Origin of the sequence: Clostridium sp. DFI.1.208, assembly GCF_024463855.1 — a bacterium.
Classification (GTDB): Bacteria; Bacillota_I; Bacilli_A; order Erysipelotrichales; family Erysipelotrichaceae; genus Clostridium_AQ.
In genome coordinates this window covers 1-286 of record NZ_JANGCA010000270.1, presented here as the reverse complement: position 1 = coordinate 286, position 286 = coordinate 1, and the positions used below count along the sequence as shown (strand labels likewise).

General features: G+C 50.7%; 1 protein-coding gene. It reads left to right on the top strand.

All coding sequences use genetic code 11. The features are described 5' to 3' along the window. A partial coding sequence (locus tag NE665_RS24340) for a hypothetical protein (RefSeq protein ID WP_256302760.1) occupies nucleotides 1-286 on the top strand: 286 nt, incomplete at both ends.

Below are 286 nucleotides of genomic sequence, written 5' to 3'. Positions count from 1 at the left end.
TCCGGTATCCGATTTCCAGAAGGCGGATGGCAGTGCGACAGATCTTGTCTATGAAAAGGGAAGCACATGGGGAGATCGAAACTTTGCGGTAGAGCTGGTGTTCTACGATAAAGATAAGAAAGTGCTCGCTCGTGCAGATGGTAGGAGTACGAGCGTCGAGGTACCGGAGACTGCAGGCTTCATGAAGGTGTTCATCTATCGAGTGAATGCGATGAGTGAGACAGGCTATATCTGGGAAGCGATGCTGAAGGATGACAGTGCCGAGCATATCACAGCCAAGCTGAAG